Annotated in this window: 20 protein-coding genes and 1 pseudogene; 1 reads left to right on the top strand and 20 read right to left on the bottom strand. The window is 38.9% G+C overall.

Annotated elements, in window-relative coordinates:
• Positions 1 to 32: 32 nt before the first annotated feature.
• The 7 genes from AC1DCY_RS02065 to fabD form a co-directional block, all read right to left on the bottom strand.
• Complete coding sequence (locus AC1DCY_RS02065; protein ID WP_477347002.1) at positions 33 to 173, bottom strand: hypothetical protein; 141 nt, start codon at positions 171 to 173, stop codon at positions 33 to 35.
• 80 nt (positions 174 to 253) lie between these two features.
• A complete protein-coding gene (gene ftsY / locus AC1DCY_RS02070) occupies positions 254 to 1,510 on the bottom strand; it encodes a signal recognition particle-docking protein FtsY (protein ID WP_477347004.1) in 1,257 nt (418 codons plus the stop codon).
• Complete coding sequence (smc, locus tag AC1DCY_RS02075; protein ID WP_477347005.1) at positions 1,507 to 5,088, bottom strand: chromosome segregation protein SMC; 3,582 nt, start codon at positions 5,086 to 5,088, stop codon at positions 1,507 to 1,509. The genes ftsY and smc overlap by 4 nt, the downstream gene beginning before the upstream one ends.
• A gap of 3 nt (positions 5,089 to 5,091) precedes the next feature.
• Positions 5,092 to 5,856, bottom strand: a complete 765-nt coding sequence (gene rnc, locus AC1DCY_RS02080; protein WP_477347007.1) for a ribonuclease III — start codon at positions 5,854 to 5,856, stop codon at positions 5,092 to 5,094.
• A 644-nt stretch (positions 5,857 to 6,500) separates the two neighbouring features.
• Positions 6,501 to 6,737, bottom strand: coding sequence for an acyl carrier protein (gene acpP / locus AC1DCY_RS02085; protein WP_008181678.1), 237 nt, complete (start codon positions 6,735 to 6,737; stop codon positions 6,501 to 6,503).
• A 57-nt stretch (positions 6,738 to 6,794) separates the two neighbouring features.
• A complete protein-coding gene (gene fabG, locus AC1DCY_RS02090; RefSeq protein WP_477347009.1) occupies positions 6,795 to 7,541 on the bottom strand; it encodes a 3-oxoacyl-[acyl-carrier-protein] reductase in 747 nt (248 codons plus the stop codon).
• Positions 7,534 to 8,487 (bottom strand): ACP S-malonyltransferase, encoded by a 954-nt coding sequence (gene fabD, locus AC1DCY_RS02095; protein ID WP_477347011.1) that lies wholly within the window; start codon positions 8,485 to 8,487, stop codon positions 7,534 to 7,536. Before fabD ends, fabG begins: the two co-directional genes overlap by 8 nt.
• 243 nt (positions 8,488 to 8,730) lie before the next feature.
• On the opposite strand from fabD, the gene AC1DCY_RS02100 reads away from it, so the two are divergent.
• Entirely contained in the window at positions 8,731 to 8,919 is a 189-nt protein-coding gene (locus AC1DCY_RS02100; RefSeq protein WP_477347013.1) for a hypothetical protein, read from the top strand.
• Here the strand turns inward: AC1DCY_RS02100 and plsX are convergent.
• The 13 genes and pseudogenes from plsX to AC1DCY_RS02165 form a co-directional block, all read right to left on the bottom strand.
• Positions 8,916 to 9,908, bottom strand: a complete 993-nt coding sequence (gene plsX, locus AC1DCY_RS02105; RefSeq protein ID WP_477347014.1) for a phosphate acyltransferase PlsX — start codon at positions 9,906 to 9,908, stop codon at positions 8,916 to 8,918. The two genes, AC1DCY_RS02100 and plsX, sit on opposite strands and share 4 nt — an antisense overlap.
• Positions 9,905 to 10,483, bottom strand: a complete 579-nt coding sequence (fapR, locus tag AC1DCY_RS02110; RefSeq protein ID WP_477347016.1) for a transcription factor FapR — start codon at positions 10,481 to 10,483, stop codon at positions 9,905 to 9,907. The genes plsX and fapR overlap by 4 nt, the downstream gene beginning before the upstream one ends.
• Before the next feature lie 130 nt (positions 10,484 to 10,613).
• Positions 10,614 to 12,659 carry an ATP-dependent DNA helicase RecG gene (gene recG / locus AC1DCY_RS02115; protein ID WP_477347018.1) on the bottom strand — a complete coding sequence of 682 codons (2,046 nt, stop codon included), beginning with the start codon at positions 12,657 to 12,659 and terminating at the stop codon, positions 10,614 to 10,616.
• A gap of 262 nt (positions 12,660 to 12,921) precedes the next feature.
• Positions 12,922 to 13,833, bottom strand: coding sequence for an L-serine ammonia-lyase, iron-sulfur-dependent, subunit alpha (gene sdaAA, locus AC1DCY_RS02120; protein ID WP_376069041.1), 912 nt, complete (start codon positions 13,831 to 13,833; stop codon positions 12,922 to 12,924).
• Positions 13,834 to 13,847: 14 nt separating this feature from the next.
• The gene (gene sdaAB / locus AC1DCY_RS02125) at positions 13,848 to 14,510 is read right to left on the bottom strand and encodes an L-serine ammonia-lyase, iron-sulfur-dependent subunit beta (protein WP_477347021.1); all 663 of its coding nucleotides are present in this window, start codon (positions 14,508 to 14,510) and stop codon (positions 13,848 to 13,850) included.
• Positions 14,511 to 14,860: 350 nt separating this feature from the next.
• Positions 14,861 to 16,510 carry a DAK2 domain-containing protein gene (locus AC1DCY_RS02130; protein ID WP_477347023.1) on the bottom strand — a complete coding sequence of 550 codons (1,650 nt, stop codon included), beginning with the start codon at positions 16,508 to 16,510 and terminating at the stop codon, positions 14,861 to 14,863.
• A gap of 18 nt (positions 16,511 to 16,528) precedes the next feature.
• The gene (locus AC1DCY_RS02135; protein WP_053594173.1) at positions 16,529 to 16,891 is read right to left on the bottom strand and encodes an Asp23/Gls24 family envelope stress response protein; all 363 of its coding nucleotides are present in this window, start codon (positions 16,889 to 16,891) and stop codon (positions 16,529 to 16,531) included.
• A gap of 109 nt (positions 16,892 to 17,000) precedes the next feature.
• Positions 17,001 to 17,528 (bottom strand): annotated as a pseudogene (locus tag AC1DCY_RS02140) (diguanylate cyclase); the annotation flags it as partial.
• A gap of 42 nt (positions 17,529 to 17,570) precedes the next feature.
• The gene (locus AC1DCY_RS02145; protein ID WP_477347025.1) at positions 17,571 to 18,206 is read right to left on the bottom strand and encodes a hypothetical protein; all 636 of its coding nucleotides are present in this window, start codon (positions 18,204 to 18,206) and stop codon (positions 17,571 to 17,573) included.
• Between the two features lie 504 nt (positions 18,207 to 18,710).
• Positions 18,711 to 20,315 (bottom strand): M20/M25/M40 family metallo-hydrolase, encoded by a 1,605-nt coding sequence (locus tag AC1DCY_RS02150; RefSeq protein WP_477347027.1) that lies wholly within the window; start codon positions 20,313 to 20,315, stop codon positions 18,711 to 18,713.
• Between the two features lie 42 nt (positions 20,316 to 20,357).
• A complete protein-coding gene (locus AC1DCY_RS02155; protein ID WP_477347029.1) occupies positions 20,358 to 21,791 on the bottom strand; it encodes an amino acid permease in 1,434 nt (477 codons plus the stop codon).
• 101 nt (positions 21,792 to 21,892) lie between these two features.
• Positions 21,893 to 22,654, bottom strand: coding sequence for a dimethylarginine dimethylaminohydrolase family protein (locus AC1DCY_RS02160; protein ID WP_477347030.1), 762 nt, complete (start codon positions 22,652 to 22,654; stop codon positions 21,893 to 21,895).
• A 16-nt stretch (positions 22,655 to 22,670) separates the two neighbouring features.
• The gene (locus AC1DCY_RS02165) at positions 22,671 to 23,543 is read right to left on the bottom strand and encodes a dimethylarginine dimethylaminohydrolase family protein (protein WP_477347032.1); all 873 of its coding nucleotides are present in this window, start codon (positions 23,541 to 23,543) and stop codon (positions 22,671 to 22,673) included.
• Positions 23,544 to 23,687: the final 144 nt, after the last annotated feature.

Here is a 23,687-nt window from a genome sequence, read left to right on the forward strand (position 1 = left end):
ACCTGCACAGACGAGCGCAATTACAAATTTACTTACTTAAATGTTAATCCTCGGACCATAACCAAGCGTGTGGTTGATTTCCGTTCCGACTGGGCGCTTTCCTGGGGGCGTCCGATGAGCCGCTTCACTCGCGATGCTCGCTCCAGGGTCTCATCTGTGACGCTAATCCCCAAGGAGTCGCCCAGCCTCCACTCCAATCAACTTATTTAAATAGTATACGTTTTAACAAAAGTCATCCACATCGGTGATGAACCTAGTCCTCACTATTTTGTAATTCTTTATCTAAACCATCAGCAAATAAGCCATACACATAACGCTCTGCATCAAATGGTTGTAAATCATCCATTTTTTCGCCAAGACCAACAAACTTCACAGGAATGTGTAATTTATTACGAATAGCAAGAACAATACCGCCTTTTGCAGTGCCGTCAAGCTTTGTTAAAACGATCCCCGTTACATTTGTAGCTTCCTTAAATGTTTGTGCTTGAACAAGTGCATTTTGACCTGTTGTTGCATCTAATGCTAATAGTACTTCATGCGGAGCATTTGGTACCTCACGAGAGATTACTCGATGAACTTTTTCAAGCTCATTCATTAAGTTTACTTTATTTTGTAAGCGCCCTGCTGTATCACAAATTAACACATCTGCATTACGGTTTTTCGCTGCACGAATTGCATCATACATAACCGCCGCTGGATCTGAACCTTCCGATTGCTTAATCACTTCACAGCCTACACGATCTCCCCAAACTTGTAATTGATCGATGGCACCAGCACGGAAAGTATCACCTGCTGCTAAAACAACTGTTTTACCTTGTGATTTTAGACGATGGGCAAGTTTACCGATTGTCGTCGTTTTCCCAACACCATTTACCCCTACGAATAAAATTACCGTAAGCTCACCTTCAGGTTGCACATTAAGCTCGATTAAATCCTCTTCTCCTTGCTCATAAATTTCCACAAGTTTTTCAGAAATAAGCGTTTGAATACCGTTTGTATCTTTTATATTTTTACGCTGAACCTCAAAGCGTAATTTGTCCATTAGCTCCATTACTGTTTCAAAGCCAACGTCTGCCTGTAATAATAAGTCTTCTAATTCTTCAAAGAAATCTTCATCCACTTTTCGATAACGAGCAACTAGGTCGTTTACTTTAGAAGTAAATGAATTACGCGTTTTTTCAAGACCAGCCTTGAACTTTTGTGTAATAGACCATGCAGAAGGTTTTTTCTCCTTTACAGGTTCTTCTACTATTGCGACCTCTTGTACTTCTTGTTGCTCTTGTTGCTCTTGTTCTTCACTTGCTACAGGAGTTTCTGTTTCAATTGAGGTTTCCGTTACAGAAACTTCCTCGACTTGTTCCATTTCATCTATAGTTGCTTCAATTTGAGCAGGCTCTGTTGCTTCGTCTTGCTTCTGTTTAGCAGCTTCTTCTTCATTGATTGCTACTACTTTTTCTTCCTCGGTGGGATTGCCTGTCAATTTATCTTTTAAACGTTTAAAAAAACTCATGCTTGTTCGCTCCTTTGCTCCGCAAGTACGGGTTCATCTTCCAATTTTACTGATACAAGTTTAGATACGCCAGATTCCTGCATTGTAATACCATACAACACATCCGCTCCCTCCATCGTTCCTTTACGATGTGTGATCACAATAAATTGCGTATTAAGGCTAAATTTCTTTAAATATTGGCTATATCGAACGACATTCGCCTCATCTAAAGCCGCCTCTACCTCATCGAGAATACAAAATGGTACAGGTCGAATATTTAGGATGGAGAATAATAAAGCGATTGCAGTTAGTGCACGTTCTCCACCTGAAAGCAAGCTTAGGTTTTGCAATTTTTTCCCTGGAGGTTGTGCTACAATTTCTATACCTGTTTCTAGCAGATTTTGAGGGTCCAATAACACTAAATCCGCCTGTCCTCCACCAAACAATTCACGGAATACACGTTTAAATTGCTCTCGAATGGCATAGAAGGTTTCGCTAAATCGTAGCGTCATTTCTTCATCCATTTCTTTAATAGCCTCATGTAATGTTTCTTGTGCAGCAAGTAAATCTTCACGCTGCTCTGTTAAAAATGAATGGCGTTCAAGTACACGATCGTATTCCTCAATGGCGCTTAAATTAACAGGACCTAGTTCCTCTATAGATTTCTTCAGTAATTTCACTCGACGTCGCATATGCTCTTCATCTTCAATTGCAAGGGCTAACTCCTCAGCTTCCTCATATGTTAGCTGATAGTTTTCTTCAAGCTGTTCATTGAAATTATTGATTTCAAATTCTACGCGACTTCGCTTCAATTCATTTGCACGTATCGCTTCAAGGTAGCCTTTATGTGTACGTTGCAATTCCTTCAGCTGTTCTTCTAAAGTAGTAAGCTCTTGTTGTTGTGCTACCTTTTCATCTTTTTTCTGTGAAATAGTGTCCTGCAGCGAATCTCTTCTAACTTTCCACGTAGCAACTTGCTCATCCACTTCTTCATCGCTTAAAAGTTTTGTCGATTCATCAGATTGAAGCCAGATTATTTCCTGAGAAATATTGTCAAATTTTTGACGAGATTTGTTTAATTGTAGGGCTAACTCGGCTGTAGCAATTTGTACTTGTGACATTTGCTCCTGCATAACCGCTAACTGCGAGCGTTTTTCTGCTGACTGCTCACGAAGTACATCTTTCTCCGATTCACTTTGTAGCTTCACCTTACTTAGTTGTTCTACTGTTTCATTTATCTCTAACAGTTCTGTTGCTAATGCCGTTAAACGTACCGTCGCCGCTTCCTTTTGAGTTAACAATGCTTCTTCGCGTGTTTTTACATCTTGTGTTTCATTAGAAGCAAAAGATACTCGTGCAGATAAGCTTTTCTCGCCAACCTCTAGCTCGCGTATACGACTCGCCTGTTGCATTTCATCTTTTCGTAGTTGCTCACCGTCAAGCTTCAATTGTTCTACTTTGTCTCGCAATGTTGCAAGCTTCTCTTTCTCAACTGAGACAGCCTGTTCAGCACCATAAATAGATGCTTCCAACGATTCTAGCTTTACTATTAAACCATCTAATTCCGCTTTTCTTGTAAAGAGTGAAGATTGTTGCTTCACTGAACCACCTGTTAATGAACCGCCTGCATTGACGATATCACCTTCAAGTGTTACAACACGATATCTAAACCCACATAATCGAGCAATTTGGCTTGCACCTTCTAAACTCGATGCAACGATAACATTACCAAGGAGGTTCTCAACAATTGTGCGGTTGTTTTCATCGAACGTTACAAGTGCATCAGCCATTTGGACAAATGCTGGATGCTCAGTGGCTAGCTGAATCATAGATAGATTGATTTTCCGTGACTTGATAACTGTTTTAGGTAAAAATGTTGCGCGTCCAGCTCTCTTTTGTTTTAACCAATGAATTGCCTGTTGAGCAAATTGTTCATTGGTTGTCACAATATGCTGAGAAGCTGCCCCTAATGCTGTTTCAATAGCCTGAGAATATTTCCCATCCACTTGGATTAACTCAGCAACGGCTCCTTCAATCCCAGCTAGTTCACCTTTATCACGTGCTAATAATACTTCTTTTACTCCATGGAAGAACCCAGAGAAATCTGCTTCAAGCTCAGCTAGCGTATCTTTTCTAGCTTTTAGTTGTTGCTGATGCTGATAAGCTTTATAAAGCATATCCTGCTTTTCATTAAATGATGCATTGACGTTTTTAAGCTGTATTTGCATCGCTTCATATTGCTCAAGTTTTCCCTGCAATTCGTTAGATGTTGTAGTATGAGCAACAACTAACTTCTCTTTTTCAGTTAGAATTTGCGCAAGCTCTTGCCCGATTTCATCAGTTTGGTCTGACATTCGTGTCGCCATCGCTTTTTGCTGCGCTAACTGTTGTTCGATATTTTTTAATTCATTTTTAACTGTTGCTTCTTCGTTTAAGGAATCGATATATCGATTTTTTTGTTCTTCAATTTCTTCTTCAATTTCAGAAACAGAGCGATTTAAAGATTGTTCTAATTGCTTAATGCTTTGTTTAAGCGCAGTAATCTCTTGCTGTTTATCAGTGAACACTTCTTTTTTCTCTTGCTCTTGAGCTATAAGAGCCTCAACCTCATCTTTTGCTTCTTGTAATGCCGTATTCAATTGAAGTAGTTGATTAGAAGCATTTTGTCGCTTTTCAGCCATTAACGCTTTACGACCATCCCAACGCTCTACCTCCATCGTTGCATTAACAAACTCAGCCTGAGTCGTATCAAGATAATCATCTAGCTCTTTTAAAAGCTTACGAATACTTGCAGTTTGCTTTTCTATCGAGGAAATATGATGAGCTTGTTTTTGCTCCGTTTCATATAGCTCCGTATACTCAGCTTTCAGAGCATGCAAAGATTGTGCACAATTTTTTAAATCGTGCACAAGGATAGCGATATCAAAATCCTTTAACTCTGTTGACATTTGCACATAATCTCTTGCACTTGATGCCTGAATTTCTAACGGCTCCAGACGACTATCTAGCTCATGTAAAATATCTAAAACACGATACAAATTTTCATCTGTTTCAACAAGTTTATGCTCTGCCTTTTTCTTTCTTAGCTTATACTTTAATACGCCAGCTGCCTCTTCAAAAATTGAGCGACGATCATCAGGTCGGCTATTTAAAATTTCATCGACACGGCCTTGAGAAATAATGGAGAATGCCTCTTTCCCAAGTCCTGAGTCCATAAACAAGTCCGTAATATCCTTCAGGCGACACTGCTGGTTATTTAGTAAATATTCACTATCACCTGAACGGTATACGCGTCTTGTTACGCTAACTTCTGTATATGAAAAAGCAAGTTGTTCATCTGTGTTATCTAAAATTAACGTTACCTCTGCAAAGTTTAGTGGCTTACGTGAGTCACTGCCCGCAAAAATAACATCCTCCATCTTTGCCCCACGTAACGACTTTGCCGATTGCTCCCCAAGTACCCATCGAATGGCATCAATGACATTACTTTTTCCACTACCATTTGGTCCAACCACCGCTGTAACACCCGGTACAAAATCAATTCCAATGCGCTCCGCAAAAGATTTAAAGCCAATCACTTCGAGTCGTTTTAGGAACATCTATTAAGCCTCCTCTTTTGCAGTTTGCTCACGTATTGAACGCATCGCACATTGCGCAGCTTGCTGCTCGGCTTCTTTTTTTGATTTCCCACGACCAATACCAAGCTCTTGCCCATTTAATAGTACGCTCGATACAAAGGTACGGTTATGCGCAGGACCCTTTTCATCAATAATTTCATAATGAAGAAGGCCGTTATTTGTTTGCTGTACCATTTCTTGCAATTGACTTTTGAAATCCATCACATGCGAAAAAGCACCGACTTCTACTTTCGGGAATACGATTCGTTCTAAAAAGCACACAACCGTTTGTAAGCCTTGATCTAAATAAAGGGCACCTACAAATGACTCAAATACATCTGCAAGTAACGCTGGGCGTTCCCGTCCACCTGTTAATTCTTCACCTTTTCCAAGTAAAACAAAGCGACCAAAGCCTAATTCATTTGCAAAGATAACAAGTGACGGCTCACATACTATGGATGCTCGTAGCTTCGTCAGTTCACCCTCACTCATATGAGGGTATTTCTCAAAAAGGTATTTAGAAACAGACAGTTCAAGTACTGCGTCTCCTAAAAATTCAAGACGCTCATTATCCGTAAACAATTTACGGCGATGCTCATTCACATAAGATGAATGCGTGAATGCTTGATACAATAAATTTTTATTAATAAATGTGATATTTAATTCATGCTGTAACAGCTCGAATTGATTGCGTACTTTTTCAGGAAGCACGCCAGATTTCTGCATAGTTCCTTTTCTTTTCATAGCCATTGAACAATCTGCCTTCCTAATAGTTTCTACCGTTTAAGTGTACCTTTTTCAAGGCATTTATGCAAAAGTATTTCGACTTAAATACAATGTTTTGGAAATTAATTTTTTCAAGGTCAATTTCGCCAAGGCGAAATTGCATCCGGATTTTGAATTATGCCTAGGCCTGCACGATGCAGGTCAGTTAGTCGTTTTCGCATGATGCGAAGGTTTTAGGCTAACATCCTTTATTCGTTCGTTTCAAAATCCGTGACATCCGCCGGAGGCTTTAGACCAACAAATGTTTTTTGTGCGAAAGCGCAGTGCTAACGTAGCGGCAGCAACACGATGTTGGTCACTCAGTAGGTGTTAGGACACTTACTAAAAAAGAACGACTCTTGTAGTTCTTCTTACCACCTTCAGAAGCGAATGTCTTCTACTGAATGAATATAAAAAAAAGAGGACGATCACAGTTCGCTAAACGAACCATTTCGTCCCCTTTTTAAACATGCCTCAGCATAGTATCTACTCTTCACACCGAAGAAAAGCATGAGTAATTTCTGCCAAAGGCTTTAACTTTATTCAATCATAAACATTTATTGTATAATGACCGCATCCATGTCAGCACCAGTAGAGGTGATTAATCTCTGCTATATAAAGTTAAACGATTAGTTTATTTTACTTTCGATGTATGAAATTGCAGAACCAACTGTTGAGATTTTTTCAGCATCTTCATCAGAAATTTCCATATCGAATTCGTCTTCAAGCTCCATTACAAGCTCAACTACGTCTAATGAGTCAGCACCTAAATCATCACGGAAAGAAGCTTCTAGAGTAACTTCACTTTCTTCAACACCTAAACGGTCCACGATTACTTTTGTTACGCGTTCTAATACTGTAGACAAAACATTCACCTCCCCTCAATGATTATACAAAAAATCATTATCTATGACTATTTGAAATTACATTACCATACCGCCATCTATATGTAACGTTTGACCTGTCATATAGTTAGCATCATCTGAAGCTAGAAAAGCTACGGCCTTTGCAATATCCTCAGGCTGCCCAAGTTTCGCTAGAGGAATTTGCGTAAGCATACTTTGTTTTATATCTTCTGGTAGTTGCTCAGTCATTTCAGTTTCTATAAAGCCTGGTGCAATTGCATTTACTAAAATATTACGTGAAGCTAATTCCTTTGCAGTTGTTTTAGTTAGCCCAATAACACCTGCTTTTGCAGCTACGTAGTTAGCTTGCCCTGCATTACCAGCTACGCCGACAATCGATGAAATATTGATGATACGGCCTGCACGTTGCTTCATCATTTGACGTGTTACTGCTTTCGTACAAAGGAAAACACCTTTTAGGTTCGTATCTAGTACATCGTCCCATTCATCTTCTTTCATACGCATTAACAAGTTATCACGAGTAATACCCGCATTATTGACTAAAATATCAAGCGAGCCGAATGTTTTCACGGCTGCATCCATTAATGCTGAAACTTCCTCTGTCTTTGAAACACTCGCTTGTACGGCTATAGCCTCGCCGCCATTCTCTTGAATCGCCGCGACAACTTCCTCTGCCTTTGCCTGTGAACCGCTGTAGTTAACGACAACTTTAGCACCTTCATCAGCAAGCTTTAATGCTATAGATCGTCCTATTCCACGTGAAGCACCAGTTACAACAGCTACTTTACCCTCTAATTTACGCATTAATTGTCCACTCCTTCGCCGCTTCTAGTACAGCCTCTAATGATGCTTCATCATAAACACAGTATGTCGCAACAGATCGATCAATTTTCTTCACTAATCCACTTAATACTTTGCCTGGTCCACACTCAATAAAGACATCCACACCTTGTGCAATCATTTCACGCACAGATGCTTCCCATTGCACAGCGCTATATACTTGTTCTACTAATTCTTGCTGAATAGCTGGAACATCCTCTAATCCTTTCGCCATTACATTGCCGATTACTGGGATTTGTGGAGCTGATAACGATATATCAGCCAACGCTGCTTTTAATTTATCAGATGATGGTCGCATTAGCTCTGAATGGAATGGACCACTAACAACTAAAGGAATTGCTCGTTTTGCACCAGCTTCCTTCGCTGCTAAAGACGCCTTTTCAACGCCTTCCTTCGTACCAGAAATAACGATTTGCCCTGGACAGTTTACATTTGCTACCTGAACTGGATCACCTGCTGCCGAAACTTTTTCAGTTACTTCATGCAGTGCCTCAAGCTCCATCCCTAGAATAGCTGCCATAGCACCTTGTCCTGCAGGTACAGCTTCATTCATATAAAGCCCACGCTTATGCACAACAGAAACTGCATCCTCAAACGAAAGCACACCAGCGATTACTAATGCACTATATTCTCCAAGTGAATGTCCAGCTGCATAATTTGGCTTAATACCTGCTGCAAGTAATTTTTCTGCAACCATCACACCAGTAGTTAACAATGCCGGCTGCGCATGGTAAGTCAATGTTAGCTCCTCGGCTGGTCCTTCTAACATAAGCTTAGAAAGCTCAAAGCCAAGCGATTGATTTGCACGCTCATAAAACGCTTTACTTTCTGCCGCATTCTCGATAAACTCTTGCCCCATCCCAACTACTTGAGAACCTTGGCCCGGAAAAACAAATGCTATTTTCGTCATTTTTCATTAATCCCCTTTTTAATCAATTATACCTCGGCATAATTTACGTCCGGAATCGGCTTTGTGCTAAGGCCTGCGTGAGGGCCGACACGATGTCGGTCATTTCGGTAATGCCACAGGACGTGGCGTTTTTACCGATGCAGGTCAGTTAGCCGTTATCGCATGGATGCGATGATTTTAAGCTAACATCCTATGTGAACTCCTTTCCGATTCCATGACATCCGCCGGAGGCTTTAGACCAACATGATGTTTTTTGCGCGAAAGCGTAGTGCTAACGCAGCGTCAGCAACGTGTTTTTGTCTGTGCGAAAGCGTAGCGACAGCAACAACACAGCATGATGTTGGTCACTCAGTCGTTGCCACAGGACGTGGCGTTCTTAGACTGAGTTCCTCTATTTCAGTGGGTGTTTGGACACCAGCTGAAAGAAGTTAATCAATTTCTAAGTGACGTACTGTATCTGTAATCGTCGAGATGACTGTATGCTCAACCATCGTATTTGCTTGGCGAATTGCACTGTATATTGCTTTGGCATTGGATGAGCCATGTGCCTTAATCACAGGTGCTTGTAAACCAAACAAGCCTGCACCACCGTACTCTGTGTAGTCCATTTTATTTTTCAGGTCACGCAAATTATTTTTCATAAGCGCTGCCGAAATTTTTGTTTTTGTTGAAGACATGAACGCCTCTTTTAACATTGAAAATAACGCGCCAGCAGTACCCTCTATCGATTTCAGCACCATATTACCTGTAAAGCCGTCTGTTACAACAACATCTGCTACCCCTTCAAGTAAATCTCGAGCTTCAACGTTACCGATAAAGTTTAAATCCGCTTCTTTTAATAATCCAAAAGCTGCCTTCGTTAAATCATTTCCTTTTTTATCCTCAGTACCGATATTTAATAAGCCGATACGTGGCTTTTGTAAGCCGCCTACCTTTTTCGCATAAATATCGCCCATAATCGCATATTGCAATAAATGCTCAGGTCGCGCGTCTGCATTTGCCCCTAAGTCAAGCATTAAAAAGCCCTTACCATCTAAAGTAGGAAGTGTAGTAGCTAGAGCAGGTCTAGCAATCCCTTCAATACGTCCTACTTTAAATAAGCCTCCTGCCATTAAAGCACCTGTATTACCTGCTGAAAGACAAGCATCCGCCTTTCCTTCTTCAACGGCATCCATCATTCTTGCCATTGATGAATCCTTTTTACGACGAACAGCGCGTGCTGGATCGTCTGTTCCTTCGACAACTTCATCACAATGTACTACAGTTAATCGATCATGTATTTTTAAAAATGGTTCAAGCTTTTGCTGCTGACCATATAATTGAATTTCTAAATTTGGAATTTGCTCTAATGCTAATAAAGCACCTTCAACAACTGATTTTGGTGCGTTGTCTCCACCCATTCCATCAAGCGCTAATTTCATTGTTGTTCACCTTTACCTTTCGTGCGGTACATATCAAATTCACCAACAAAAACTGTTTCACCGTTAACAGTGGACGTTAACTCTACTTTTGTACGATGACTTTTTTCATCACGTCCGATAACGGTTGCTTTTGTAATAACACGATCTCCAGCTCTAACAGGTTTCACAAAGGTAATGTTAGAATGTACTGTCAATGCTAGTTCGTCGTCAATAACTGCTACCGCTAATGAGTTTGCCTGCGCAAACAAATGATGTCCACGTGCGATGCCATTGCGCTGAAAAACATGTTCTTCTTTTACATCAAAAATAGATAATGCACGATTATCCAATTCAATATCAATTATTTCTCCGATCACTTCATCAATCGGTAGAGATTTCACTTCATTTTCATAGGTTTTCGAAGCAACATCTTTAATTCGTTCTCGTAATTCTGGAATCGCTAATTCCATACGATCTAAACGAATTGTTTGGACACTAACCTGAAACTGTGTTGCTAGCTGTTCATCTGTGACGAATGGATTATCAGCTATCGTTTCGGATAATAGTCGCTGTCGCTCTTTTTTCGTTCGTCTCAACATCATTCGCCACCTTTTTAGTTGTTATTAGCACTTGGTACTAATATCAGTATATAGAGTATAAAAAAAGAATGCAAGACTTGTTTTAAAAACAAGTGCTCACATTCCTAATTGAGCATCAAATATTCAGTTAATCGAAGCGTTCCCCTTGTAAAACACCTGAATTTTCAAGCATTTCACGTAAATATTTATACTCATCATCATGCCAAAAAGCATCAGTCTTAAGCATATCCGTCGCATCTTTTCTCGCAGTTTCAAGTATTCGATAATCATGCACTAAATCCGCTACTTTAAAATCAGGCAAACCACTTTGTTTGCGCCCAAAGAAATCACCCGGTCCACGTAGTTCCAAATCCTTTTCAGCAAGGCGGAAGCCATCATTCGTTTCCGTCATCGACTGCATTCGCTCTTTACCTTCATCCGATTTAGGATCGGCTAACAACACACAATATGACTGATGTTCACCCCGCCCAACACGCCCACGTAGCTGATGCAACTGAGCTAAGCCGAAGCGTTCAGCATCATAAATAATCATAAAAGTTGCATTCGGTACGTTAACCCCAACCTCGACAACTGTTGTAGACACGAGCACGTGAATAGTTCCCTCACTAAAAGCTCGCATGACAGCGTCTTTTTCATCCGCGGATAGGCGACCATGCATTAATCCGACATTGTAACGTCCATTAAAATATGCTGCCAGCTGCTCATAGATTTCTACAGCATTTTGTACATCCAGCTTGTCGGATTCCTCGATCAGTGGACAAATAGCATAAGCCTGTCTACCAGCAGCAAGCTCTAATTCTAGCTTTGACATAACAGAGCCAAATTGCTCTTTTTTCATCCAATGTGTTTCAATTTGCTTACGCCCTGCTGGCATTTCATCAATCATTGAAACATCCATTTCTCCAAATGCTGTAATTGCCAGTGTACGTGGTATTGGTGTAGCCGTCATAAAGAGAACATCTGGATTTTCTCCTTTATCACGCAATATTCTACGCTGCTCTACACCAAAACGATGCTGTTCATCTGTTATAACAAAACCAAGCTTGTAAAAAACGACATCAGGCTGAATGAGCGCATGTGTACCAATTAAAATATCTATGTTTCCGTTTGCCAGTTCTTCTAACAGTAAACGACGCTCCTTTGCTTTTGTCGAGCCAGATAGTAAAGCAACACGTACGCCAAATGGCTCAAACCATTCCATCAAATTTTCAGCATGCTGCTCAGCTAAAATTTCCGTCGGCGCCATTAAGGCCCCCTGAAAACCAGCAGTTACAGCTGCGTATAAACATATTGCCGCAACAACGGTTTTCCCCGACCCTACATCACCTTGAAGTAAGCGATTCATACGATGCGGCTCTTTCAAATCTTTGCAAATTTCATTAACGACGCGTTTTTGTGCACCTGTTAATTCATAGGGTAACGATGTAATAAAGGCACGTAACTTTTGCAAATCAAACTGTATAACTGTACCGTGCTCACTGTCCTTTCGGATTTTACGTAACGCTTGAATACGTAGTTGAAAGTTTAGTAACTCTTCATAGGCAAAGCGTCTTCTAGCCTGTTTAGCATGTCCTGCATCAACAGGGAAATGAATTCCCTCAAGCCCATCTCGCATTGAAGCAAGCTTATAATCCGCCTGTAAATGCTGCGGAACAGCATCTGGTATCTCTGTACCTAACTCATCTAACACCTGGCGCATATATTTACGAAAACGCTTTTGCGGAATCAAACCTTTTAAACTGTAAACCGGTTCAAAGTCGACCTGATCTGTCTTAGGACCAAACGTTACAGACGTTCCATTGATTACTTGTCTACCCCTGTCCCATTTCCCTGTAACGGTAATAATAGCTCCTGGTACAAGCTTCTGCTTCAAATAGCCTTGGTTAAAAAAAACAACCTTAACTAAATGACGACCCGCTAGCACCGTGACTTGTAATCGTGATTTATTGCGACCTAAAAACAAAACTGTCGGCTCACGTTCAACTTTACACTCAACAGTGACACGTTCATTATGTGGTGTTTGTGTCAAATCCTTTAAACGAAAATCCTCATGTCGATGCGGAAACGTCCATAACAAATCCGCGATTGTCTCGATGCCTAATGCCTCTAAATGTCCTGCTGTTTCTTTCCCGATTCCCTTTAATTTAGTAACGGGGCTCGTTAAATCAGTCACCTTGCACGACAGCTCCTCCAAATTTTTTCACCACAAGTACTTTACCTACAATCATTCGTTTAACCATACTATTTTTCAGCATTTGAGTTTTCCCCTTTCTTACGATTACTCTTAGCTTTCATAATATTGTTGTTTGCGTTTAACATTTTTGAACAATAGATGCTACGCATTTATATAGATTCAATTATCATTATATAACTTTTCATTTATATTGCCTCAAAAAAAACACGCCTTCCACTTAGGAAAAGCGTGTTAAATATTTTTATTTTTGCAGTGATTTGATACTTTCTAAATTGCCATTATCAAAGATGGCTTTGCTAATAGCTTTACCTGTTGGCGTTGCAGCAAGGCCTCCACGTGCAGTTTCTTTTAAATTCGGACTCATAGATTGTCCAATTCGATACATCGCACCAATCACTTCGTCACATGGGATGCGACTTGTGACCCCTGCAAGTGCCATATCCGCTGCCACAAGGGAATTTGCCGCTCCCATAGCATTTCGCTTAACACAAGGAACCTCCACTAATCCCGCTACTGGGTCACAAACAAGCCCCAGCATATTTTTCAGTGTAATGGCAAATGCTTCTGAACATTGCTGTGGCGTACCACCAGCCATCTCTACAATCGCTGCCGCCGCCATACCAGCAGCTGAGCCAACCTCTGCTTGACAGCCACCAGCAGCACCTGAAATCGAAGCATTATTGGCAACAACGAAGCCGAAAGCACCCGATGTAAATAAATAACGAATCATTTGCTCACGTGTCGGATTTAGTTTGTTCTTCACTGCAAACAGTGTCCCTGGTACAACACCAGCCGAGCCTGCAGTTGGTGTAGCACAAATTGTACCCATAGCCGCGTTAACTTCATTTGTTGCAACCGCTTTACTTACTGCGTCTAATAATAAATCCCCCGACAGCGACTTGCCTTGCGCAATGTAATTTTGAAGTAATACTGCGTCACCGCCTGTTAAGCCCGTTACAGATTTTACACCCTTCAAGCCTCTTTCAACAGCTTCTTCCATCACCGTTAAATTATTGTCCATTTGCTGTATAATTTCTTCTCTTGTGCGTCCAGTTATTAACATTTCTTGCTCAATCATAATTTCAGAAATTAGCTTTCCTTCTTGCTCCGCTCGTTCAACTAGTTCACGAACATTATGAAACAATACGTCCATATTCGTGCACCTCCTTAGTTATTAATTTTAGAAACCTTCGAAATATGTGGTATTAAAGAAATTTGTTGTAATACTTTATCCTCAATGTTTTGATCGATTTCTATCACCATAAGGGCCGTTAAACCACGTTCTATACGTGAAACCTCCATATGGCCAATGTTGACTGCATGCATCGCTAAGCAATTTGCCACATTGGCAATACAGCCAGCACGATCATCATGAACAACAAGGATTGCTGGCATGCCACCTGTTAGACGTAGCTTGAAGCCATTAACTTCACTCACTTCAATTTTACCGCCACCGATAGAAATACCAACGACAGACATCTCTCCTTCATCATCGCCAATCACAAGGCGAGCTGTATTCGGATGCTCCATATTTGCTGTTTCTGGGATAAACTCATAATCTAAGCCTGCTTTTTCCGCATCGGCAAAAGCTGTTTTGATCCGTTCATCAAATGTATCGTAATTTAATAGGCCCCCTACCAAAGCTACATCTGTTCCATGTCCTTTATACGTTTCAGCAAACGAACCATATAAGTGGATTTTCGCCCACTTTGGTTGTCTTCCAAATAAATCTCTAGCAACGCGTCCAATTCGTGCCGCACCTGCCGTATGAGAAGAAGAAGGCCCAATCATCACTGGTCCAATAATATCAAATACTGAAGTAAACTTCATAATAACACCCCTCTATTCTATCCATATAATAATATCGATTTTTTATTTATATCATGCTTGATAGTTACTATAAAAGTAAAGCACTTCTTTATCAACTTTCAGAAAATTTACACGACTATAATTTACACAGTGTAAATATTGATTTACTTTTGTCTACTCCGTATAAACAGCGATTTAAAAATGCTGATATTCCATTATTTCCAAGTTCGTTGTCCTCTGGAAACATACATCGAATCATTTATTCTTAGCTGATTTTATAGTTTTTCATTCCCTATTCTCCTTGTACCATAAACAAAAGCAGTACACGTCTTGTGCACTGCTTTGTCTACTTATGCGCAAAGTAGATTGAATTATTCTACTGAAATAATATACGGATATAATCCTTGTTTACCATTAAATAACTCTACTTCAACCTCTGGATAATTCTCTTCAATAAATTTCACTAATTCTGAGGCGTTTTCTTTCGTTGTATCCTCACCATAGATGACTGTTACAATTTCTGCATCTTCATCCACTAAATCAGTAATTACCTTCTCAGCAGCATCTTTTAAAGCTGGAGTAGATAATACAATTTTCCCTTCCGCAAGAGCCATGAAATCATCCTTATGAATTTCTACACCATCTATAGATGTATCTCGAACTGCATAAGTTACTTGGCCTGTTTTAACATTTGCAAAGGCTTCTGTCATTGTTGCTTGGTTCATTTCAACTGCCGCCTCTGGATTAAACGATAAAATCGCTGCCATACCTTGAGGGATTGTTTTCGTTGGCACTACAGCAGCTTCTATATCTAAAAGCTCTACTGCTTGTTCTGCTGCCATCACGATATTTTTGTTATTTGGTAAAATCAATACTTTTTCAGCACCAATTTCTTGTACTGCCTTCACAATGTCTTCAGTTGAAGGGTTCATTGTTTGACCGCCTTCAATAACATAAGAGGCACCGATTGAACGAAGTAATTCTGCAACTCCCTCGCCCATTGCAATCGTTACAATTGCATATGGATGCTTTTCTGCTTTTTTAGCTGAAGAAGGTGCTTTATGATCCTCACCAACAATGGCAGAATGTTGTTCACGCATATTGTCGACTTTAATTTTAATGAGACTACCATATTTTTGACCCATTGCTAAAACAGCGCCTGGTTGTTCAGAATGAATATGCACTTTTGCAATTTCTTCATCTGAAATAACGAGTAAAGAATCACCCAGAGGGTTTAATTCATTGCGGAATTGTTCTTCGCTGAATGGCTCTTTTCCTTCTTCAAAACGTACCATGATTTCTGTACAATAACCAAATTCAATATCCACAGTATTCATGAAATCTTGTGCTCTATGATGTTCTGCATTAATTAAATCATCTAAAGTTGCTTCATTTTTCACCGGTAATGGCTCGCCCTTTAAGGATGCTAAAAATCCTTCATACACAAATAAAAGACCCTGACCGCCACTATCTACAACACCTACTTCTTTTAGAACAGGTAGAAGTTCAGGTGTACGTTGCAACGAAGCTTGTGCTTCAGCAGTAAATGCTTCCATCACCGCAATGATATCGGTTTCAGTTTCTGCCACTTCTACACCTTTTTTCGCCGCTTCACGTGCAACTGTTAAAATCGTTCCTTCAACTGGTTTCATTACTGCTTTATAAGCAGTTTCTACGCCTGCTTGGAAGGCACCGGCAAAGCCTTTGGCATCAATTGTCGCTTCTTTTTCGATAGATTTACCAAAGCCACGGAATAACTGCGATAAAATAACGCCTGAATTTCCGCGTGCTCCCATAAGTAAACCTTTTGATAAAGCTTGAGCTGTTTTGCCGATATGTTCTGACGCATACTGCTCTGTTTCCTTTGCCCCAGATGTCATCGATAAGTTCATATTCGTTCCTGTATCACCATCTGGTACTGGAAATACATTTAATGAATCAACATAATTTGCATTTTGGAATAGGTGATGGGCACCCATTTGCACCATTTCTGCAAACTTTATTCCGTCTAAAGACTGCATTAGAATTAGTTCCTCCTCTTAATCATTCGCTACACGAACGCCCTGCACAAAGATATTGACAGATTTCACGCTCATACCCAATGTTTTATCCACTGTATATTTCACTTTCGATTGTACTTGATAAGCAACTTCCGAAATTTTTGTCCCGTAACTAACAATAATGTACATATCAATATGTAAATCGTCGTCCTGTTTTCGAATAACAACACCTTTTGCAAAATTTTCTTTACGTAAAATATCAGTTAGACCATCACGAATTTGATGTTTAGATGCCATGCCAACAATACCGTAGCATTCTACAGCAGCGCCACCAGCTATTTGTGCAAGTACATCTGTTGAAATATCAATTTGGCCGAATTCATTGTTTAATTCAATTGACATAGAAATGCCCCCTTGGCTCTTTTTGACTAAATGATATTGTAACACTTTCGTTATGCATTAAGCAACCTTAGAAGGCATGAAAGCGCATTGTATCAACGTTTTACTGACATTAAAGAGGTAAACATACATCTTCATCGAAATTTCCACTTTTACTGTAAAAGTTGTTACGACCGTTTTGTTTTGCTGTGTATAGTGCTTGATCAGCTAATTCACAGCATGTTTTCAATTGCTCGTTATTGGAGATTTTGGCATGACACATCCCGATGCTGACTGTTACAATATCAGCTACTTTTGAATGCTCATGACGTATATTTAAGTGGCGTACATCCTCTAAAATTTCCTCACACACATGCTCTGAAAATTTAGCAGCATGCTGACTAACGATTACGAACTCTTCGCCTCCCCAACGTGCTGCGAATGCATTATACTTTTCTGCAATTTCATCTAATAGAGCTGCCACTTTTATTAAAGCTTCGTCACCTTGTAAATGACCATAATAATCATTTAAGTTTTTAAAGAAATCAATATCAATCATCATGACAGATAAAGATTTTGGTTTACTAAGTTGTTGCCCTATTTGTATCAATTTATTATTAAAAGCTCTTCGATTAGGCAAATTAGTCAATGTGTCCCGAAATGCTTGCTCCGATAGTTCATTATTTTTCTCAGCTAATAATTTTTACAAATTCTTGGATTTTTTCATTTCTTCTTGCAATAAAATATGTTGTTTCATAAATTGTCTTTGCACTTTATAAATATATCGCTGAATAATTAGTCCTATGGGAATAATAAGGGCCATCGGTAAAAATATTTTAATACTTTCACCTGATATCCCAACACTCAAATATGTACTTATTATAATTGGTGGTACTGTTATGAACGTAATCCAAAAAAATTTCAGGAAAGGGATAGAAAAAACAGTACAAATCAATAAAAACAACACCTCATAAAGAGCCGCATGTTTAAAGAAATAAACGTCCATTAACGTTATTACAGTAATTAATACCAATATAGTATAAATATATGCAAGTAAGATATATTCGTATTTTCGTAAATTAAGAGATGTAACCTTAATTTTCTTTTCTCTTACAAATAATAACACCGCTAAATCTAGATAAAACAGTATAATGTGGATGACAATATAAGCTGGCACCATCGCTCTTTCTGTTTTTGAAAAAAAGACCTCACCGTAATGAATAATTGTAATGATGGCTGATATATACATCATTGCCCACGCCACTGTTCGCATACGTTTTAAATTAAATTGAATCATTTCTTTTTGTATAGAGAGAGCTAGCTTTTCTTGATTTTCCATAACGTCCGCTCCTAATGACAATCTTTCAAATAATATGTCCTATTTGTATCCCTAAATAAGGGAAAATACAAGTAGTCTTTGCAAAATTGTTGAAAAATGACGAATTAACTCCACCTTCTAATAAAAGCTCAAAAAACAGATTTTCGTATTATGCAATAGCAAGCATTCTGCTTTCACTGTAAAAGCATTTTCGAAAAAAATAAAAAAGCTGATGCTTTATCATAACACCAACTTTTTTAATAACAGTGATTCGATTGTACTTACTGCAGCTTTGTTTTAGTAAATAAAAGCATCTGTTGCTGTCGCTTCGCTTTCGCACAAAAAACATCTGTTGCTGTCGCTTCGCTTTCGCACAAAAAACATCTGTTGCCCCGACGCCCCCAATAGTTTTTCAAAACATGAAAGCCGATACTTTTTTCATAGTATCAGCTTTTACATTTTTTTCTTTATAGAACAACAATAAGACGGGTTTCTTTATTCATTTGAATCACTTTATCCATGAAATTAATATAGGCTTTTTATAAGCGTGTCAAGCATCACTGGCATTTCCTTAAAAGCGCTATCTACATGTAATCTTTCCGTCTTTTGATGGGCATCCTTGCCAAAAGGTCCTACGTTTAAAACTGGACCCTGTAATGCAGACATTGCTTCAAATGGAATACTGTACGTGTCTCCCCAAACAGGTGTGTTGCGCTCGAATGCTGTCCATTCATTTGAGTCATCGGAATAATTGACATAGCTCAAATCACAAATACCATTAAAATAATGAATTTGCTCTACTTCAATATCAAATGTTTTGGCTGTCTTCTTCATTAATTCTATCGATTGAACGACTAAGGGATGATCGGATGAATTAATCGCAGGATAGTAAGGTGGCGCATATAACAACACTGTCGCTGGTGCTAGTTCCTGGCAACGAATCATTAACTGATCCACGATGCGAATAGACTTCTCTCGATCATCCCATGCACTATTTTCAAGAACCTGTTTTTTTATTAAACTTACTTCCTCAGTTCCTAATTTCTTGACCGCATACTCTAAAAGTGCCTCAAAACGAAGTACCTTTACTTCACCTACGCCATGTACCTTTTCCCGCTCACAAATTCGTTTATATTGTTCATTACAAGCTGACATTGCTTCTAATGCAACTTGTTCAAAAATATCCATTACTTCCGATGCCGTGCGCTTTAATAAAAACACATTATAAAGGGCTGCTGCACGATAAGGTGTTTGTGTAGAATACTCCCTTTTCAAATCTTTTAATTGTAAGGATACAGGTAATGGTGTACTTTCACCTAGATCTGATTCACGGAAAATTGGATTCCACTCCATATGCTGCGTCATGTATGAGGCAATAAAATTTGCTGTCATTCCTTTTAATGGCTCCCCCACATGAGTCTCTTTTCCATAAAATAAGGCAGCAGGCATAATTTTACCGATAGTTCCTGAATAAATATATTCATTGATATCAGCTGGGCCTTGTGAAAAAGAAGGCTCACTATTTAAAAATAGTTTATAAGAGAGTCCATGCTGTTCACGAAGCCTGACAAGTTCTACAACTGCTGCACGCATCCCAGCAGAATTCACTTCTTCATCTGGCACAGCCGTTAAAATAAGATTAATTGGCCATTTTTCGATGCTTGCCTTTTCAATCAACTGCATATGCAAAGCAAGCCCCATTTTCATATCCATCGTCCCACGACCGAATAAGTAGTTGCCTGATTCCAAATCAATTCTTGCGGCTTCCGGTAAATCTTTTTTGTATTTAGGTTCCATTAGCTTTTTTGTAAGCTCTTCAGGGTAGAAGGCTAATGGTTCCAGCTCACCATATTCTTCGGTATGGACAGTATCAAAATGACTTATTAACACAACCGTTTCTGTTGCATATGGATGCTTATACAAGGCAGTCACAGCATTACGTTCAAGACCCGCATCATGTAATTCAATAAATTCCGGGTTTTTCTGAAAATAAGAAAGCGTTTGCAATTTATTTTTTAATTTATAGGCAAATTCATGTTCACCTTTTGTTAATGTCCTACTTTCCCAACTGACAATTTCACATAATAACGCGCGTAGCTTTTCAGGTGTATTCCAAAGATAAACATTCATAAAAATTCTCCTTTATCCGATCTTCTCAACACTGAATACATATCAATGTATATCAAGTGATTCCTCATTTTTTATTTCTAACTCAGAAGAAACTGTATTTGTTTTACTCAATTTTAATTTATAGAAAATCATGCAAGCGATAAAGAATCCAATCCCATATAGTAAACCAACTCTTTGTGTAGGATCGAATGCTAAAAAGACAAGAATTAGCGTACAAAAAATAATACAAAACACTGGAATCAATGGATAAAATGGAGTTTTAAATTTTAATTCAGATACATCTCCTCCTGCTTTCACATAACGATATCGGAACATCAATTGAGATGCGCATATTCCCATCCATGAAATTGTTACAGAAATCCCTGCAATAGACATGAGTAAAACAAATACTGCATCTGCTTCCATTACGCTCGTTAATAAAGAAAGCAGCGAGAAAAGCATCGTGAAAATAAGTGCATTTAATGGCACTTTATTTTTCGTTAGTCGTCCAAATAATTTAGGAGCCATTCCCTCTTTTGACATCGACCATAATAAACGTGTTGAAGCATATAAACATGAGTTACCTACTGATAATATCGCTGTTAGAATAACAAAGTTCATAATGCCAGCAGCATATGGAACGCCAGCTAAATTCATCAATGTGACAAAAGGACTTTCCAGTAGTCCAAGCTCCGATGAAGGGAATATGGCAGATAAAACAATAATCGAAGCAATATAGAAAACTACAATTCTAAAAAGTATTGTTTTTATTGCCCGAGGAATATTTTTTTCTGGATTTTCAGTTTCTCCTGCTGCAATACCGACAAGTTCAGAACCTTGATAAGAAAAGATAACATTCATCATCGTGACAAATATGATTGTAATACCTGCTGGGAATAAACCAGACGGTGCTAAATTCGTAAAATTTGGTGTTGGACGATCAGCTAGTGGAATCAATCCAAAGATTGCAGCAACTCCTATAATGATAAATGCAATCACCGCAATGACTTTAATGCTTGCAAACCAAAACTCTGCCTCTGCAAAGCCTCTAGTTGTTAATGCATTTAAAGTAAATAACAGTACCATAAATACCGCGCACCATAGCCAAACTGGGACATTCGGGAACCAATGTTGCATCAAAATTCCCGCTGCAGTAAATTCTACCCCTGCTGTGGCAGCTGACCCGACAAAATACATCCATCCTAAAGAAAATCCTGCTGAAGGACTGATAAAGCGTGTTGCATAGGTTTGGAAAGAACCAGTTACAGGCATGTAAACAGCTAATTCTCCAAGACAATTCATTACCATGTACAATATTAAGCCACCAAATAAATAACCAATTAATGCTCCTCCTGGACCTGCCTGATTAATTGTGTAGCCAACATTTAAAAATAGTCCTGTTCCAATAACTCCACCGAGCGAAAGCATTAATAAATGACGACTTTTCATTGAACGATTTAATTGAATATCTTGCCGTTGTTCCCCTTTATTCAACATCCATCCCTACTCTCTAGTTGCTATTAATATATCGAATATTCTGATATCAATTCTACTAAAGTACCCAATCAATTTATATCCTAAATTGATTGGGTATTGAATTAAAAACGTAATGACAAGCAGCTTAGCCCACCATCATGTTTTCTAAATTCAGACATTTCAAGCTCAATTGTTTGGTAGCCTAAATCATTTAATTTACGATTTGTTTCTGGATAGCCTGCTGGAATAATGACATAATCATTTACTTGAATACAGTTCGCTGAATACTCATCCTCTTTTGGAATAATTATTTTTTCATAGGATTCGAATGCAGGATGGTCGATGAACTCTCCTGCTAGTACCATACGATTTTCACCAACATATGCGATGCCCGTTTTTAAATGGAAAAATTCCTTTAACGGAATAATCGTTGCCTCATAGCCTTCTTTTTCAACGATTTCTTTAAATTGTCGAGCTCCTTCTTCATTCGTACGATCAGAGATGCCAACATAAAATTTCTTTTCTGCCTGCAATACATCTCCGCCATCAAGTGTTCCTGAGCCTTCGATATAATATAAATTTTCATAGAACTTTTTAACAGCTGGTTCGATTTCTTCAATCTCCCGATTACGAGCTTCTGCCCCTGGATTTGAAATAATGGCAAATTCATGTGTTAAAACAGCTGTATCCTCTACGAATGTTGAATCTGGGAAGGCTTCATTTGCTGGAAGCTGTGTAACCTCAACGCCACATTTCTTTAAAGCTTCAACATATTTTTCATGCTGCTTAAATAATTCTTCTAAAATCGGTTTTCCTAAGTCACTAGTCGTTAAACCTTTTACATAGCTATTTCCTGGATTTTTTACAATAACATTTTTAAACATTTCACTTCATCTCCTTTTATCCTCTTACTACTGGGCAAGTTAGACATGTTGGTCCACCTGTTCCTTTTAGTGAAATTTCATTTCCTTTATATTCATAAACTGTTGCGCCTGCATTAAGTAATTGTTGCTTTGTAATTGGATTTCCATTCGGAACCATACATACTCTAGGTGCAAGTGCTAAAACGTTACAGCCTAGCGCATCATACTCTTCTTTCGGAACTTCAATTAATTGAATACCTCGTTCGATTAAAAGCTGACGGAAAAAAACTGGCATTAATCGAGAATGCACAACCGCTAAATCCTTGTCCACCATACTAATAAAGGACATTAGGTGTAAACATTCCGCTTCACCTAAATCATGCGGTAGCTGCACAACAATGAATTCGTCGACAATATCCTCCGTCATGTCCTTTAGCTGACGAATAGCTTCATCATTCGTTCGATAGCCTCGACCTACAACAAGCGTGCGATCATCAAGCCAAACGATATCACCACCATCCGATACAGCCTCTCCAGTCAATTCTCCGATAACTGGAATGCCCTTTTCCTGTAAAAATGCTTTATAAACAGCTGCCTCTGGCTGTCTTAATGTTTTGCCAGATTTCAAGATAATGGCGCCATTTGGTGTGAACTTTACAGGATCATGCGCATACAGCGAGTCCAACCCCACTTCATCTGATTCTGATAAAAAATCAATTTTTTTAACATACTTTTCTAGAATACTCATAAATTCAGCATATTCTTTTTGAGCCTCATCATAGTTAGGCTCTGATAAGTAGTTAAATGTTTTCCATTCATCACTAAGATGCTCTTGGCTTCGGAAAGCATCTTTTGGATGTTTTACTATTACGTGTTTCAAAGGTGCATACATTGACGAACAATAATGCATTCCCTTCACCCCTTTTCCGTGTAGTGGAAAACGTTTCCGTCAAGAGGAAAGTTTATATGAAAAATATATGTGTTTTAAGGTATACTGTCAATATATTTAGAAAAATTTCTATATTCATTCTTTTTAGACCAGAAGCATAACGAA

It is taken from the genome of Lysinibacillus sp. 10T31, assembly GCF_056394365.1.

Coding starts and splice junctions, on each gene's coding strand:
- ftsY (WP_477347004.1), bottom strand. CDS start 1,510: ATGAGTTTTTTTAAACGTTTAAAAGATAAATTGACAGGCAATCCCACC.
- smc (WP_477347005.1), bottom strand. CDS start 5,088: ATGTTCCTAAAACGACTCGAAGTGATTGGCTTTAAATCTTTTGCGGAG.
- rnc (WP_477347007.1), bottom strand. CDS start 5,856: ATGGCTATGAAAAGAAAAGGAACTATGCAGAAATCTGGCGTGCTTCCT.
- fabG (WP_477347009.1), bottom strand. CDS start 7,541: ATGCGTAAATTAGAGGGTAAAGTAGCTGTTGTAACTGGTGCTTCACGT.
- fabD (WP_477347011.1), bottom strand. CDS start 8,487: ATGACGAAAATAGCATTTGTTTTTCCGGGCCAAGGTTCTCAAGTAGTT.
- AC1DCY_RS02100 (WP_477347013.1), top strand. CDS start 8,731: ATGATGTTTTTTGCGCGAAAGCGTAGTGCTAACGCAGCGTCAGCAACG.
- plsX (WP_477347014.1), bottom strand. CDS start 9,908: ATGAAATTAGCGCTTGATGGAATGGGTGGAGACAACGCACCAAAATCA.
- sdaAA (WP_376069041.1), bottom strand. CDS start 13,833: ATGGACGTATTGTTTCATAATGTTCGTGAACTAGTTGAACGAGCGGAG.
- sdaAB (WP_477347021.1), bottom strand. CDS start 14,510: ATGAAGTTTACTTCAGTATTTGATATTATTGGACCAGTGATGATTGGG.
- AC1DCY_RS02130 (WP_477347023.1), bottom strand. CDS start 16,510: ATGCAGTCTTTAGACGGAATAAAGTTTGCAGAAATGGTGCAAATGGGT.
- AC1DCY_RS02135 (WP_053594173.1), bottom strand. CDS start 16,891: ATGTCAATTGAATTAAACAATGAATTCGGCCAAATTGATATTTCAACA.
- AC1DCY_RS02145 (WP_477347025.1), bottom strand. CDS start 18,206: ATGGAAAATCAAGAAAAGCTAGCTCTCTCTATACAAAAAGAAATGATT.
- AC1DCY_RS02150 (WP_477347027.1), bottom strand. CDS start 20,315: ATGAATGTTTATCTTTGGAATACACCTGAAAAGCTACGCGCGTTATTA.
- AC1DCY_RS02155 (WP_477347029.1), bottom strand. CDS start 21,791: ATGTTGAATAAAGGGGAACAACGGCAAGATATTCAATTAAATCGTTCA.
- AC1DCY_RS02160 (WP_477347030.1), bottom strand. CDS start 22,654: ATGTTTAAAAATGTTATTGTAAAAAATCCAGGAAATAGCTATGTAAAA.
- AC1DCY_RS02165 (WP_477347032.1), bottom strand. CDS start 23,543: ATGCATTATTGTTCGTCAATGTATGCACCTTTGAAACACGTAATAGTA.